This is a genomic window from Limnohabitans sp. 103DPR2, assembly GCF_001412575.1.
Taxonomy (GTDB): domain Bacteria; phylum Pseudomonadota; class Gammaproteobacteria; order Burkholderiales; family Burkholderiaceae_C; genus Limnohabitans_A.
Window position 1 is genome coordinate 601080 of sequence record NZ_CP011834.1, and the last position, 13491, is coordinate 614570.

At 55.3% G+C, this 13491-nt stretch carries 15 protein-coding genes; 12 read left to right on the plus strand and 3 right to left on the minus strand.

Translation table 11 applies throughout. The features are described 5' to 3' along the window. The first annotated feature begins 1 nt into the window (after position 1). The 5 genes from L103DPR2_RS02890 to L103DPR2_RS02910 are packed head-to-tail and all read left to right on the plus strand — an operon-like array spanning position 2 to position 4643. Positions 2 to 493 (plus strand): MarR family winged helix-turn-helix transcriptional regulator, encoded by a 492-nt coding sequence (locus L103DPR2_RS02890; protein ID WP_055361808.1) that lies wholly within the window; start codon positions 2 to 4, stop codon positions 491 to 493. Further along, positions 490 to 1350, plus strand: a complete 861-nt coding sequence (locus L103DPR2_RS02895; RefSeq protein WP_055359667.1) for an enoyl-CoA hydratase family protein — start codon at positions 490 to 492, stop codon at positions 1348 to 1350. Before L103DPR2_RS02890 ends, L103DPR2_RS02895 begins: the two co-directional genes overlap by 4 nt. A gap of 2 nt (positions 1351 to 1352) precedes the next feature. After that, complete coding sequence (locus tag L103DPR2_RS02900) at positions 1353 to 2522, plus strand: acyl-CoA dehydrogenase family protein (protein WP_055359668.1); 1170 nt, start codon at positions 1353 to 1355, stop codon at positions 2520 to 2522. Positions 2523 to 2554: 32 nt separating this feature from the next. Next, entirely contained in the window at positions 2555 to 4228 is a 1674-nt protein-coding gene (locus L103DPR2_RS02905) for an AMP-binding protein (RefSeq protein ID WP_156339935.1), read from the plus strand. A 10-nt stretch (positions 4229 to 4238) separates the two neighbouring features. Then, positions 4239 to 4643, plus strand: coding sequence for a RidA family protein (locus tag L103DPR2_RS02910; protein ID WP_055359670.1), 405 nt, complete (start codon positions 4239 to 4241; stop codon positions 4641 to 4643). On the opposite strand, the gene L103DPR2_RS02915 is transcribed toward L103DPR2_RS02910, so the two are convergent. Together L103DPR2_RS02915 and L103DPR2_RS02920 are read right to left on the minus strand one after the other, a co-directional pair. Next, the gene (locus tag L103DPR2_RS02915) at positions 4633 to 5061 is read right to left on the minus strand and encodes a MarR family winged helix-turn-helix transcriptional regulator (protein WP_055361809.1); all 429 of its coding nucleotides are present in this window, start codon (positions 5059 to 5061) and stop codon (positions 4633 to 4635) included. The two genes, L103DPR2_RS02910 and L103DPR2_RS02915, sit on opposite strands and share 11 nt — an antisense overlap. An 18-nt stretch (positions 5062 to 5079) precedes the next feature. Beyond that, positions 5080 to 5604 (minus strand): flavin reductase family protein, encoded by a 525-nt coding sequence (locus L103DPR2_RS02920; RefSeq protein ID WP_055359671.1) that lies wholly within the window; start codon positions 5602 to 5604, stop codon positions 5080 to 5082. Between the two features lie 84 nt (positions 5605 to 5688). On the opposite strand from L103DPR2_RS02920, the gene L103DPR2_RS02925 reads away from it, so the two are divergent. From L103DPR2_RS02925 to L103DPR2_RS02955, 7 genes are all read left to right on the plus strand, one after another. Continuing rightward, positions 5689 to 6774 (plus strand): hypothetical protein, encoded by a 1086-nt coding sequence (locus tag L103DPR2_RS02925; protein ID WP_055361810.1) that lies wholly within the window; start codon positions 5689 to 5691, stop codon positions 6772 to 6774. Next, a complete protein-coding gene (locus L103DPR2_RS02930) occupies positions 6771 to 7586 on the plus strand; it encodes an alpha/beta fold hydrolase (protein ID WP_231717667.1) in 816 nt (271 codons plus the stop codon). The genes L103DPR2_RS02925 and L103DPR2_RS02930 overlap by 4 nt, the downstream gene beginning before the upstream one ends. 73 nt (positions 7587 to 7659) lie before the next feature. Further along, positions 7660 to 8892, plus strand: coding sequence for an acyl-CoA dehydrogenase family protein (locus tag L103DPR2_RS02935; protein ID WP_108256469.1), 1233 nt, complete (start codon positions 7660 to 7662; stop codon positions 8890 to 8892). After that, on the plus strand, positions 8889 to 10436 hold the full coding sequence (locus tag L103DPR2_RS02940) for a class I adenylate-forming enzyme family protein (protein ID WP_055359673.1): 1548 nt from the start codon (positions 8889 to 8891) through the stop codon (positions 10434 to 10436). The genes L103DPR2_RS02935 and L103DPR2_RS02940 overlap by 4 nt, the downstream gene beginning before the upstream one ends. A gap of 33 nt (positions 10437 to 10469) precedes the next feature. After that, positions 10470 to 11102: an NnrU family protein gene (locus L103DPR2_RS02945; protein WP_055359674.1), complete on the plus strand. Its 633-nt coding sequence runs from the start codon at positions 10470 to 10472 to the stop codon at positions 11100 to 11102. Between the two features lie 21 nt (positions 11103 to 11123). After that, positions 11124 to 11684, plus strand: coding sequence for a nuclear transport factor 2 family protein (locus L103DPR2_RS02950; protein WP_055359675.1), 561 nt, complete (start codon positions 11124 to 11126; stop codon positions 11682 to 11684). Between the two features lie 39 nt (positions 11685 to 11723). Further along, entirely contained in the window at positions 11724 to 12716 is a 993-nt protein-coding gene (locus L103DPR2_RS02955; protein WP_082466849.1) for an alpha/beta fold hydrolase, read from the plus strand. Positions 12717 to 12720: 4 nt separating this feature from the next. Here the strand turns inward: L103DPR2_RS02955 and L103DPR2_RS02960 are convergent, their stop codons facing one another. Further along, positions 12721 to 13482, minus strand: a complete 762-nt coding sequence (locus L103DPR2_RS02960) for a YecA/YgfB family protein (protein ID WP_055359676.1) — start codon at positions 13480 to 13482, stop codon at positions 12721 to 12723. Between the last annotated feature and the right edge of the window lie 9 nt (positions 13483 to 13491).

A 13491-nucleotide genomic window follows, 5' to 3' on the forward strand; every position in this document is an offset into this window, starting at 1 on the left:
GATGAGTTTGCAAAAAAACGCCGATCATGAATTCAGAGCCCATGCCGACCATCACGCTTCATTGCGCTTGTGGCTTCGCTTGTTGTCTTGCACCACGCGCGTTGAAGACAAGATCCGGCAAAAGTTGCGAGAGTCATTTGGCATCACTTTGCCGCGCTTTGACTTGATGGCCCAACTGGAGCGTCATCCGGAGGGGCTCACGATGGGGGAGTTGTCGCGCCGCATGATGGTGACGGGCGGCAACATCACGGCCATTGTGGACCAGCTTGAAAAAGAGAAGTTGGTGCTGCGCCAAGTGGGTGCCAACGATCGACGCTCGTTCACAGTCAAGTTGACCAAGGCGGGGCGAGATGCATTTACTGACATGGCGGTTGCGCACGAAGCCTGGGTGGCCGACATGTTTGCCGGTTTGTCAGACAACCAGCAGAGTCAGCTGTACACCTTGTTGGGTGCACTGAAAAAGAATTTACAAAAACAGGAGGAGATGGCATGAGTCAAAAATATTTACCGGGCGAGCCGCACCAGTTGCCGCGCCATGGCAACAAACTGGCCAACTACAAAGCAGCGCATGTGCTGTTTGAGGTGAAGGACGGCGTGGCCACGCTCACCCTCAATCGACCTGAGCGAAAAAATCCCTTGTCGTTTGAGTCGTATGCAGAGATGCGCGATTTGTTTCGCGCTTTGGCCTATGCCGATGATGTCCATGCGGTGGTGGTGACCGGTGCAGGCGGAAACTTTTGCTCCGGTGGTGATGTGCATGAAATCATTGGCCCGCTGACCAAGTTGGACATGCCAGGCCTGTTGACCTTTACGCGCATGACCGGTGATTTGGTCAAGGCCATGCGTGCGTGCCCTCAGCCCATCATTTCCGCCATTGATGGCATTTGCGCCGGTGCTGGCGCACTGTTAGCGCTAGCGTCTGACATGCGCTACGGAACAGCGCGAAGCAAAACCTATTTCTTGTTCAACAAAGTGGGCTTGGCCGGTTGTGACATGGGAGCATGTGCGTTGTTGCCCCGCGTGATTGGGCAAGGTCGCGCGTCCGAGTTGTTGTACACCGGCCGTGGCTTGCCTGGCGAAGAGGCCGAGCGTTGGGGTTTCTACAACCGAGTGTGCACCCCCGAGACTGTGTTGAGCGAAGCTCAAGCGATGGCGCAAGTCTTGGTCAGTGGCCCTACCTTTGCCAACGGCATGACCAAAAAGATGTTGCAACAAGAGTGGAACATGGGTGTGGACGAAGCCATTGAGGCAGAGGCACAAGCCCAAGCCATTTGCATGGCCACCAACGATTTCCACCGGGCGTATCACGCCTTTGTGGCCAAGCAAACCCCTGTGTTTGAAGGAGATTGAGCATGAATTCAGCCGCTCATTTGGCCTGGCCCTTCTTTGATGAATCGCACCGCAGTTTCAAAGACAAACTGCAAACCTGGACCCGCCAACAGTTTGCGGACTTGCATGGCCACGACGAATCGCGTGAGGCCATTGACCGCGAGTGTGTGAGTTTGGTGAAAGCCTTGGGACAAGGCGGCTGGTTGAAGCCAGCCATCGCTGGTCAGTTGTATGGCGGTACGGCCAATGTGATCGACACACGCACCATTTGCATCTTGCGCGAAGAATTGGCTTGGCACCATGGCTTGGCAGACTTTGCGTTTGCCATGCAAGGCTTGGGGTCGGGTGCCATCAGTTTGAAAGGGACGCCAGAACAACAAGCCGAGTACCTGCCGCGTGTTGCCAAAGGTGAGGCGTTAGCGGCTTTTGCACTCAGCGAGCCTGATGCAGGATCGGATGTGGCTGCGATGCAATGCAGCGCTGTCGACACGGCTGAAGGTTACCGTTTGAATGGTTTCAAGACCTGGATTTCCAACGGTGGCATTGCAGATTTTTACGTGGTCTTTGCACGCACGGGTGAAGCGCCTGGCGCGCGCGGCATCAGCGCTTTCATTGTGGACGCCAGCTCACCAGGTTTGGAAATTGCCGAACGCATTGATGTGGTGGCGCCGCACCCCTTGGCCAAACTGCATTTCAACAACGTGTTGGTGCCCCATGCCAAACGCATTGGTGCCGCCGGCGAAGGTTTCAAAGTGGCCATGGCCACTTTGGATGTGTTCCGGACCTCGGTGGCGGCCGCGTCTTTGGGTTTTGCACGCAGAGCCTTGGATGAATCGATTGCCTGGGCCAAGCAGCGCAAGATGTTTGGACAGAGTTTGGGTGATTTTCAAATCACGCAGAGCAAGTTGGCGCAGATGGCCACACTGCTGGACGCTGCAACTTTGTTGACTTACCGCGCCGCATGGCTGCGCGATCAAGGCCAGCGCATCACGCAAGAAGCGGCCATGGCCAAAATGACCGCCACAGAAAATGCGCAACAAATCATCGACATGGCTGTGCAAATGCATGGTGGCATGGGTGTGAAAAAAGGTTGCATTGTCGAGTCGCTGTACCGAGAAATCAGAGCCCTTCGCATTTATGAAGGTGCAACCGAAGTGCAGCAGTTGATCATTGGTCGCGATTTGCTCAAGTGAGGCCAGACATGACGTCATCTCTCTCCGCTTCATTGGCCCCTTCGTCACATACAGACACGTTCACGCGCGACCGCTTGCCACCGCCTGACCAATGGCCCGTGTTTGTGTTCGATCGCCCAGAAGTTCAGTACCCCGCTCAACTCAATTGTGTTCAAGGCTTGCTCGACGATCACGTGGCCAAGGGTCTTGGCGATCGCATGGCTGTCCGCGGTAAAGACGCGACAGGCGACATCAGCTGGACCTACGCGCAGTTGCAGGCCAAGGTCAATCAAATTGCACATGTGCTGACCACCGACATGGGCTTGAAATCAGGCCAGCGTTTGCTACTGCGCGGTGGCAACAGTCCCATGATGGCCGCATGTTTCTTGGCGGCCTTGAAGGCAGGTTTGGTGGTGGTGCCCACCATGCCTTTGCTGCGGGCTGCTGAACTTAAGCAAATTGTGGACAAAGCGCAGGTGAGTGCTGCCTTGTGCGACAGCTTGCTGGCCGACGAACTCCGTCATTGCACCGAACCAGCGCATCCACATCATGCGGCTGCGTTAAAGCAAGTGCTGTGGTTCAGGTCAGAAGACGCTGGCGGCGTTGAGGCGCGCATGGCAAAGCATGCAACAGCCTTTGAGGCCTACCCAACCAGCCGTGACGATGTCTGTTTGATTGCATTCACCAGCGGCACCACGGGTCAGCCCAAGGGCACGATGCATTTTCACCGTGATGTGTTGGCCATGTGTGATTTGTTTCCGCGTCATGTCTTGAAAATGGATGCCAATGACATTGTGTGTGGCACGCCGCCCATTGCATTCACCTTTGGATTAGGGGGCTTGCTGGCCTTTCCCTTGCGCTACGGTGCCTGTGCGGTGCTGCTGGAGAAATACACGCCCGAGTCATTGCTGCAAACTGTGGGTCACTATGGCGCCACACAGTGTTACACGGCACCCACCATGTACCGCCAAATGGCCATGCTGGTCAGCGATCAACCCGGTGCTTTCAATTTGAAGTCCTTGAAGCACACTGTCTCGGCGGGTGAGGCTTTGCCCGATGCCACTCGCCAGTTGTGGAAAAAAGCCACAGGTATCGAGATGACCGATGGCATTGGTGGTACCGAAGTGATTCACATCTACATCTCAAGTGCAGGACACGAAGTGCGTGCAGGCAGCATTGGCAAAGTGGTGCCAGGTTATCAAGCGCAAATTGTGGACGAAGACATGCAAGCCGTTCCGCCAGGTGTAGTGGGTCGCTTAGCGGTCAGGGGCCCTACAGGTTGTCGCTATTTGGACGATCCACGCCAAAAGGATTACGTCAAAGAAGGCTGGAATTTGCCAGGCGATACGTTTGTGATGGATGCGGATGGCTACTTCAGTTACCAAGCGCGCAACGATGACATGATCATTTCTGCGGGCTACAACATTGCTGGCCCCGAGGTGGAAAGCGCTTTGATGCAACACCCTGCAGTGGCCGAATGTGGCGTGGTGGGTGCCAGCGACATCGAGCGCGGACAGGTGGTGATGGCCTTTGTGGTGCTGAAGCCTGGCTACACAGGCTCACCTGTCTTGGAAAAAGAAATTCAAGAGTTTGTGAAGCAAACCATTGCGCCCTTCAAGTACCCCAGGCGCGTGATGTTTTGCGATGCCATGCCGCGCACCGAGACGGGTAAGTTGCAGCGCTTTAAATTACGCCAGCAAGCGATGGCTTTCAATTCAAACAAATAAGGAGCAGAAGATGTCACAAAGCCTCTTGAAAGTACTTCAGCCAGAGGGATGGGCACCTGCCAAAGGGTATGCCAATGGCATGGCTGCGCGCGGTGAAATGATTTTTGTGGCGGGCATGATTGGCTGGAATGGCCAATGTCAATTTGAGACCGATGACTTTGTGGCGCAGTGCAAACAAGCCTTGCAAAACGTTGTGGCCACGCTGGCCTGCGCGGGTGCAGGACCAGAGCACATGGCCCGCATGACGTGGTACGTGAAAGACAAAAAAGAGTATGTGGCGCGTGGTCGCGAATTGGGCAAGGTCTACCAAGAAGTGATGGGCAGAAACTACCCCGCCATGAGCTTGGTTCAAGTGGCCGATTTGGTAGAAGACCGGGCTTTGGTCGAGATTGAGGTGACGGCCGTTAAGCCTTGACAATCAGTTTTTGCAAAATGCTTTTAAGCGAGGTGCTGTGCGCGGGGCCTAGCAAGGCCAAAACTTTTTGCTCATGTTGCTGCGCTTTTTTCAGGAGCGGCTTGACCAGTTTTTGACCTGCAGGTGTCAAGCTCACCCAGGCTTGGCGCTTGTCTTGCGTGCAGGGCGTGCGAATGACCAAGTTGTCTGTTTCCATTCGGAGAACCATCTTGGTGACGGTGGGTTGCTTGGCCAGCACAATTTCTGCCAATTCACCCACGGTGCGCTGTTTCACGCCCGACAAGGACGCCAAAATTCGCCACTCAGACACCGTCAGCCCTGCCGCTTCAACTTGCGCATGAAATTCTGAAGAAATGGTGAAGCTGGCCCGTGCAAGCAAGTAGGGCAAATAGCTGTCTACAAATTCTTGGGTGGCCATGGTGGGCAATGACTCGAATTAACCTGGCAGTTTTTGGGCGCTGTAAAAACCACCTTGCTGATGCACCAAGGGTGAACCATCAGCAAAGCCGCATTGTTCAACTTCACCGACAAAAATGATGTGATCGCCTTCGGTGTATTGGCTGCGGTTGCGGCATTCAAACCAAGCCAATGCGCCCTTTAAAACGGGCAATCCGGCAGTGCCCAACGCATAGTCAACGCCGCCGAATCGATCGCCTTGGCCAAATGCAAATTGATTGCACAAAGCCAATTGTTGTTCGCTCAAGATGTTGATGACGTAATGCGACGTCTTTTGAAACGACGGCAAGGTGCGTGATTTCAAGCCCAAGCTCCAGACTACCAGCGGGGGCGTCAATGACACGCTGTTGAACGAGCTGGCGGTGAGCCCTACAAATTGATGCCCCCATTCAGCGGGATTGGCCTCACCCAATTGGTGGGTGGTAATGACCGAGACACCGGTTGGAAAGCGTGAGAGCGATTGCTTGAAGTGCTGGGTGTCGAAGGTGGGGCTAGGGGAATTCATGAGCTGATTGTATGAAATTTCATATAAACTTGCTGGCACATAGAAATGGCAAGCCGTCCAAAGTGCTTGTCACAAGGAGTTGTCATGCTGATTGAGCAAATCGAACACCGTTGGTTGACTGCCTTTGAGCGCACCTTCGCCCTGTGCAAAATTCAAGAAGGTGAAGTGGTGGCGTTGCTCACCGAGAGTCAGTCGCGCCGGATCAACGTGGATTTGGCCCGCATCAGTTTGCAGCGCATGGGCGCCAAAATCTTTGAAGTGTGTTTGCCCACACCGGCACTTTCAGCGCCTGCCCCCGTGCGTTCAACAGGTGCCACCGATGTCATTCAGCATTTGGCACCCGTGGTGGCAGCCCTGCAACGTGCCCATGTGGTGATCGATTGCACCGTGGAAGGCATGTTGCATGCGCCCGAATTGCCTGCCATCTTGAAAGGGGCCGACGGCGTCGTGCCACGCTTGTTCATGATCTCCAATGAACACCCCGAAATTTTGGAGCGAACGGTGCCCGACCCCGCGTTGGAGTCGGTGGTCCGCAATGCCATGAAGAAATTGCGCGGCACGCAGCACATGCACGTGTCCTCCAAGGCCGGCACCGACTTGAACATTCAACTGAAGTCGGCTGTGGTGGGGGGCGTCTGGGGTTTTTGCAGCAAGCCAGGCATGGTCTCGCACTGGCCAGGTGGCTTGGCCTTGGCATTTCCTGCGGCCGGCAGCGTGAATGGTCGCTTGGTGATGGCGCCAGGCGATGTCAACTTGACATTCAAGCGCTACCTGCGCGACACCATTGAGCTGACCATTGAAAACGACACCATCACGCGCATCGAAGGCGAAGGCGTCGACGTTGAGATGATGCGCTCTTACTACCAAGCTTGGATTGACAAAGAAGGCCATCGCGATGCCTGTGCGGTGTCGCATGTGGGTTTTGGTTTGAACCCCGCCGCGCGCTGGGATGCCATGACTTTTTATGACAAGCGTGATTGCAATGGTACCGAGTTGCGTGCCTTTGCCGGTAACTTTTTGTATTCCACCGGCGCCAACGAAGTGGCTGGCCGTCACACGCTGGGCCACTTTGATTTGCCAATGCGTGGCTGCACCATCCAACTGGATGGTCAGTGCGTGGTGAACGAAGGTGCGCTGGTGCCGGGCGTGTTTGAAAGTCCTGCGCCATGATGGCCGACTTGCCCTCTTGGATTGAGGCAGGCCCTGTCGATGCCAAAACCACATTGGTTTTTTTGCATGGGATCGGTGGCGGAAAAAAAGGCTTTCAGTCGTCTGTCGATTGCTTTGCAAGCAAGGGTTATCGCGCGCTGGCCTGGGACATGCCCGGTTATGGCGACAGCCCTTTAACTGGCACGCTCAGTTTTGACAGCCTGGCGAAATCGCTGGAACGCATGCTGAATCAAGCGAATTTTCAAAAGGCGGTGCTGGTGGGTCACAGCATGGGCGGCATGGTGGCCTTGCAAGCCTGGACCCATTGTCCAGAACGAATTGAAGGTCTGGTGATCGCCGCCAGCAGCCCCGCATTTGGCCAACAAGACGGCGACTTTCAGCAGCAGTTTGTGGCGCAGCGACTGGCCCCTTTGAATGCAGGCAAAACCATGGCCCAAGTGGCCGATCGTTTGGTGCCCAGCATGGTGGCGCCGCAGGCTTTGCCCGCCGGTGCGATGTTGCCAGACTATCCCCCAGGATTGGCCTTGGCGCATGCCTGCATGTCTGCAGTACCGCCCAACACTTACCGCGCTGCTTTGCAAGCCTTGGTGACTTTTGAGCAACGTGCCGCCTTGCCCAGCATCTCAGTGCCCACTTTGTGCCTAGCAGGCGAGTACGACAAGACAGCACCCCCCGAAGTTTTGCGACGCATGGCGCAAAAGATTCCGGGTGCGCAATACCAATGCATTCCAGGCGTTGGCCATTTGATGGGCTTTGAACAAGAAGCGCCATTCCATCAAGCCATTTTGAATTTTTGCACCACCTCATTTTGACGTTGCAGGAGACCCCATGAGCAACAACCCAACTGCCACCAGCAGCACACCTTACAACAGCACCGCCAACTACATGCCGATCAGTGGCGAGGACTATCCACTGACCGAGAAGCAGAAGAAGTTGATGGCCATGGCCCATGACTTGGGCAAGCACAAATTTGCACCGCGTGCGGCGCAGCTTGATCGCGATGCGCAATTTCCTTTTGAGAATTACAAAGACATGAAAGACAGCGGTTTGCTGGCTTTGTGTGTGCCCGAAGCCCATGGTGGTTTGGGCGCGGACTATGCCACCTACGCCATGGTTTCTGCAGAAATTGGCCGCTGGTGTGGCGCTACGGCGCTGACGTTCAACATGCATGTGTGCACCATGATGTGGAGCGGCTTGTTGTCTGAGGATTTGGACATGACGCCAGAACAACGTGCGCTGCATCGTGTGCATCAAAAGGCCCACTTTGCACGCGTGGTCAATGACGGCGCCATTTATGCACAGCCCTTTTCTGAAGGCGGCGCTGCTGCGGCAGGCGCGCAACCATTTGGCACACAAGCCGTTAAGGTTGAAGGCGGTTGGCGCATCAATGGCAAAAAGATTTTTGCTTCTTTGTCCGATGCGGCAGATTATTTTGGTGTGTTGTGCACAGAGAAAAAGCCCGATGCCGATTTGTCGCGTCGCGACACCCTTTATTTGGCCATACCCCGCACAGCGCCTGGTCTGACCGTCGAAGGTGATTGGGATCCTTTGGGCATGCGAGCCACCGTGTCACGCAATTTGATTTTCAAAGATGTGTTTGTGCCTGATGATGCTGCGTTGATGCCGCAAGGGGTTTACTTCCAAGCCGCCAGCCGCTGGCCGCACATGTTCATGACCTTGTCGCCCACTTACATGGGCATTGCACAGGCGGCTTATGACTTTACGGTGGCTTATTTGCGCGGCGAAATTCCAGGCACCGGTCCGGTCAAGCGCCGTCAATTTGCCACCAAGCAAATTGCCGTGGCGGAAATGTTTGTGAAATTGGAGCAGACGCGCAATTTGTTTTTGCGTGCCATTGAAGACGCCAAAATTGATCCGCCAAAATCCTCTCGCCTGCGTGCCTATGCTGCGCAGTACACCATCATGGAAAACGCCCAAGACATTGCACGTTTGGCCATTCGCACATGTGGTGGACAGTCGATGCTGAAGTCTTTGCCACTCGAGCGTTTGTACCGCGATGCGCGTTGCGGCTCGCTCATGCTACCGTGGACTGCAGAGTTGTGCCTCGATCGTTTGGGCCGAGAAACACTGTACGAAGCCGGCGAAAAAGACGAATGAAGGAAAGCTCGACATTGGCCCAACGCTTTCAAGCGTTGGCACAAAGTCAGCCGTCGCACTTGGCCATTCGCTTTGGCATGCCAGGGCAGACGGAAGACATTGACTTTGCCAAATTTTGGCGGCGTGTTGAACGAGTCACAGGCCATCTGCAAGCCAGCTTGGGTTTGCAAGCAGGTCAACGCGTGGCGTGGCTTGGCTTGAACCACGAATTGCAGTGCGTCACCTTGGTCGCCTGTGCGCGACTGGGTTTGATTTTCATGCCGCTCAATTTCCGATTGGCGCTGGCCGAGCTCAATGCAGTGTTGCAAGATGCGCAGCCTAGCCTCTTGGTCCATGACGACCTGCATGCAGACACGGCCAAAGCCTTAACCCAAGAGGGTCACGTCTTTGGGCTCCAGTCTTGCCCCTTGGATGATTTGATTGCCACGTCGTCATCCAAAGCATTGAATTTGCCCACTGTGTCGGCTGATGCGGATGTGCTGTTGGTCTACACCTCTGGTACCACTGGCTTGCCCAAGGGTGCTGTGCATACGCAAGCGGGCCTGTTGGCCAACGCCAAAGCCAGTCAAGAAGCCCATCAGTTCAAATCGCAAGACATCGTGTTGTCTGCCTTGCCCATGTTCCATGTGGGCGGACTGTGCATTCAAACCTTGCCAGCATTGTTGTCGGGTGTGACGGTGCATTTGCATCCGCGCTTTGAGGCTGCTGCTTGGCTTCATGACGTCTCGCAAGGCGACCTGGCAGAACGTCCCACCTTGTCATTGCTGGTGCCTGCAACCTTGAGGGCTGTGCTTGAGCATCCTGCATGGCCTCAAGCAGATCTTCAAAGCTTGCGCGGCATCATGGCGGGCTCTTCAACCTTGCCCACTTCGTATTTGGAGAAGTTCCATGCGCGGGGTATTCCTGTTGGCCAAATTTATGGCACCACCGAAACAGGTCCGGTCAGCGTCATTTTGAAATTTCAAGATGCCATGGCGCGCATGGGTTTTGCGGGTTGGCCCCATGCTGATGTGTCTTTGAAGCTCATCGATGCCCAAGGCCAAGAAGTGGCGCAGGGCGAGACCGGTGAGGTGTGCGTGCGAGCGCCCAACGTCATGCGCGGTTATTGGCATCTTGGCAATCCCAAAGCGTTGAAGGGTTTGCAAGACGGATGGTTCCACTCGGGCGACATGGGCTACTTGGATGCGCAGGGGTGCTTGCAAATTGTGGGCCGCAACAAGGACATGATCATCTCAGGTGGGGAAAACATTTACCCCGCAGAAATTGAAAACGCCTTGGCCTCGTTTCCAGGTGTGGCCGAATGTGCCGTGGTGGGCTTGCCCGACGATCGATGGGGTGAGGTGCCTGTGCTGGTTCTGGTTCGCCAAGGCAATGCGGAGGGTGCAAGCTTGCAAGCCGATACGGTGTTGTCGCACTTGCAACATCAGATCGCGCGCTTTAAATTGCCAAGGCGGGTGTTGTTCATGCCGCAATTGCCCAAAAGTGCTTTGGGCAAAGTGCAAAAACCTTTGTTACAGCAGCAGCTTCAGACCTCGATTTCCTAGACAATGCGTGAATTACCCTGAACAGGAGTTCTCATGACTTGGTTGATCATTGGTTTGGTTTTATTTTTGGGGGCGCATTCCATTCGCATGGTGGCCGACGCTTGGCGCACTCAGGCCATTGCATCTTGGGGCGAAAAGCCTTTCAAAGGCGTCTACACCGTGATTGCTCTGGTGGGGTTTTATGCCATGGTGACGGGCTATGCCGAAGCACGCTTGCAGACGGTGGCGCTTTGGACGCCGCCCATTGCCACGCGCCATGTCAGTGTGTTGCTGATGCTCTTCGCCAGCGTGCTGATGGCGGCCGCTTATGTGCCTCGCAATCACCTCAAAATGCGCATGGGCCATCCCATGGTGTTGTCGGTCAAGGTCTGGGCATTGGCGCACTTGCTGGCCAATGGCAACTTGGCCGATGTGGTGTTGTTTGGCAGTTTCTTGGCGTGGTCGGTGTTCAACTTCAAAGCGGCCAGAGCACGCGATCGTGCTGCGGCACAAGAAGTGCTGAGCTTGCAAGCTGCCGGTGCTGAGAACACAAGCGATATACCAGTCGCAATACCAAGCGCAAATACCATGGCCACTCTGTTCACCTTGCTGATCGGCGTCGCCATGTGGGCACTGTTTGTGTTCTATTTGCATGTGCAGTTGGTCGGCGTTTCGCCAATGGGTTGAACCCTTTTCATTCTTACTTTTATGCCCGTCATTTCTGTCACGCTGTTACCTGGCTATCCACCTGAGGCCCAGTACCGTATGGTGCAACGCTTGGCGCACACAGCCCGATCGGTGATTGATGCCAGCGATGCTGGCACCACGGTGTTTGTCCAAGAGGTCAGCGCCTACCGCCGCGATGGCCGTGTTTTTTCTGAAGGCGGCGCTGTGCTGCCAGAGGCAAGTCAATTGGTGGCTGAGTTTTTGGAATGCATGGCCATGCGCGATTTGGAAGCGGCCCAAGCATTTTTGTCGCCGCAGTTTGAAATGGTTTTTCCAGGGGGGCAAACCATGCATCAATTGAGTGAGTTGATGACCTGGGCTGCACCGCGGTACCGACGGATTGCCAAAACCCACATGACGTTTGAAGAGTCATGGCAGGGCGACCAAACGGTGGTGTATTGCCGTGGCTTGCTGAACGGTGAGTGGCCTGACGGACGTGAATTCAGTGGCATTCGCTTTGTCGATCGCTTTGAAGTGCGCAAAGGTCAATTGATGCGCCAAGAAGTTTGGAACGACTTGGCTGAAATGCGTTCACAGCGCTGATTGCCAATTGCACCCATCCACTGCAAAATCAAGCTGACCATGAGCACACTTTCAACAGACCCTTCCGTTGCAGAGACATCTGCTGTTTCACCTGACACGCCAAGCAGCTGGTTTGACGGCTTTGAGAAACGCCAGTTCAACGTCAATGGCGTGGTGGTGTGTGCGCGCATCTCGGCCAACTGGCATAACCACCTGGACAAGCCGGTGTTGGTCTTGCTGCACGGTTTCCCGCAAACGCATGTCATGTGGCACCGCGTAGCGCAGGCCCTCAAAAACGACTACCGCTTGGTGCTGCCCGATCTGCGCGGTTATGGCGACTCGTCCCATGCGCCGGGTTTGCCAGACCACAGCAATTACAGCAAGCGCGCCATGGCGCAAGACGTGGTGGGTTTGCTGGACCAGTTGAATGTGGATGATTTCTTTTTGTGTGGACACGATCGCGGGGGCCGTGTGGCCCATCGTTTGGCGCTCGATTACCCAGCGCGCGTTCGCCGCTTGTGTGTATTGGACATTGCGCCCACGCTGGACATGTACAAGCGCACCGACATGGACTTTGCCCGCGCCTACTACCACTGGTTCCACCTCATTCAGCCCACACCTTTACCCGAGCGCATGATTGGTGGCAATGTGCTGCATTACTTGCATGCCAAGTTGGGTGGCTGGGGTTCTGGTACCACCACCTTCATCGAACCCGAGGCCATGGCGGAGTACGAGCGCAGCCTCACTTTGGCACCTGAGCAAGCGGGGGACATTCTGCCTGCCGTGCACACAGCGTGTGAGGATTACCGCGCCAGTGCGGGCATCGACTTGGTCCACGATCAAGAAAGCCGGGACAAGGGCCACAAAATTCAATGCGACTTGCTGGTCTTGTGGGGTGACCGCGGTGTGGTGCACAAAATGTTCAAGCCACTAGAACTGTGGCAAGCGCAATGTGCGGCTCAGGTATCGGGCCAAGTGGTGCCCTCAGGTCACTTCATTCCAGAGGAATTGCCCGAAGTGACAGTGACATCACTTCGCAAGTTCATGGTCTAAGAAGTTAATTCGCGCCGCAACATTTTTTGTATTTTTTGCCACTGCCGCAGCTGCATGCATCGTTGCGACCGGGGGTGGCCTCTTTGATCACTTGCGTCACACGGGGGCCAATGCTGCGCCAAATTTCACGCAAGTCATACACGGCCCACAAGGCTTCACCGTAGGCATTCAATCTGGACTCGCTGACACTCAAGGGCCCGTCTTCGCTGAGGGCTGACAAGGTGGGTTCGTCGGTGTCGTCTTCGGTTAAGGCCACAATGGCTTCAAGGGCGGTGTCGTGCCACTGTGCTGCTTCTTTGTCTTTGGGAGCGGTCCATTCATCGGGCCAGTTTTCGACGGCAAACATAAAACCCAAGGCCCACACTTGCGCAAAGGCAGGAATTTCTTCGCTGTCAATTTCGGCGCGCTCTTCAGGCGGCAGGCTGGCAATGGCACCGCGCACGTCCATCACTTCAGGTGCGTAGGCACTGTCTTCATCGAGCGCTTTGATTTCAGTGTCGAGTGCTTTCTTCACTTCCGCATAGCGTTCTTGCCACAGGCCCAAGAATTTGATTTTTTGGGCTTCGTCAGAAAAACCTGCACCGTCATCGTCAAGGCCCAACAACACCGGCAGCCATTCAGACTCCGGAATATCTCGGCGGCAGCAAATGAGGGCCACCAAAAAACCTTCGCAAAATTCCCATTGCGGTGTTTCCTCATAACGCGTGCGCAAGTCGTCCAAGATGTCGTCAAGGGCGTCAAAGTCTTCGGGTTGCAGGCCGGTCATGGGATGTTC

What these genes read in the sequence shown, in the direction of transcription:
- L103DPR2_RS02935 (WP_108256469.1), top strand. Translation starts at nt 7,660, where the DNA reads ATGCCGATCAGTGGCGAGGACTATCCACTGACCGAGAAGCAGAAGAAG.
- L103DPR2_RS02895 (WP_055359667.1), top strand. Translation starts at nt 490, where the DNA reads ATGAGTCAAAAATATTTACCGGGCGAGCCGCACCAGTTGCCGCGCCAT.
- L103DPR2_RS02920 (WP_055359671.1), bottom strand. Translation starts at nt 5,604, where the DNA reads ATGAATTCCCCTAGCCCCACCTTCGACACCCAGCACTTCAAGCAATCG.
- L103DPR2_RS02910 (WP_055359670.1), top strand. Translation starts at nt 4,239, where the DNA reads ATGTCACAAAGCCTCTTGAAAGTACTTCAGCCAGAGGGATGGGCACCT.
- L103DPR2_RS02940 (WP_055359673.1), top strand. Translation starts at nt 8,889, where the DNA reads ATGAAGGAAAGCTCGACATTGGCCCAACGCTTTCAAGCGTTGGCACAA.
- L103DPR2_RS02890 (WP_055361808.1), top strand. Translation starts at nt 2, where the DNA reads ATGAGTTTGCAAAAAAACGCCGATCATGAATTCAGAGCCCATGCCGAC.
- L103DPR2_RS02945 (WP_055359674.1), top strand. Translation starts at nt 10,470, where the DNA reads ATGACTTGGTTGATCATTGGTTTGGTTTTATTTTTGGGGGCGCATTCC.
- L103DPR2_RS02925 (WP_055361810.1), top strand. Translation starts at nt 5,689, where the DNA reads ATGCTGATTGAGCAAATCGAACACCGTTGGTTGACTGCCTTTGAGCGC.
- L103DPR2_RS02930 (WP_231717667.1), top strand. Translation starts at nt 6,771, where the DNA reads ATGATGGCCGACTTGCCCTCTTGGATTGAGGCAGGCCCTGTCGATGCC.
- L103DPR2_RS02960 (WP_055359676.1), bottom strand. Translation starts at nt 13,482, where the DNA reads ATGACCGGCCTGCAACCCGAAGACTTTGACGCCCTTGACGACATCTTG.
- L103DPR2_RS02900 (WP_055359668.1), top strand. Translation starts at nt 1,353, where the DNA reads ATGAATTCAGCCGCTCATTTGGCCTGGCCCTTCTTTGATGAATCGCAC.
- L103DPR2_RS02950 (WP_055359675.1), top strand. Translation starts at nt 11,124, where the DNA reads ATGCCCGTCATTTCTGTCACGCTGTTACCTGGCTATCCACCTGAGGCC.
- L103DPR2_RS02915 (WP_055361809.1), bottom strand. Translation starts at nt 5,061, where the DNA reads ATGGCCACCCAAGAATTTGTAGACAGCTATTTGCCCTACTTGCTTGCA.
- L103DPR2_RS02955 (WP_082466849.1), top strand. Translation starts at nt 11,724, where the DNA reads ATGAGCACACTTTCAACAGACCCTTCCGTTGCAGAGACATCTGCTGTT.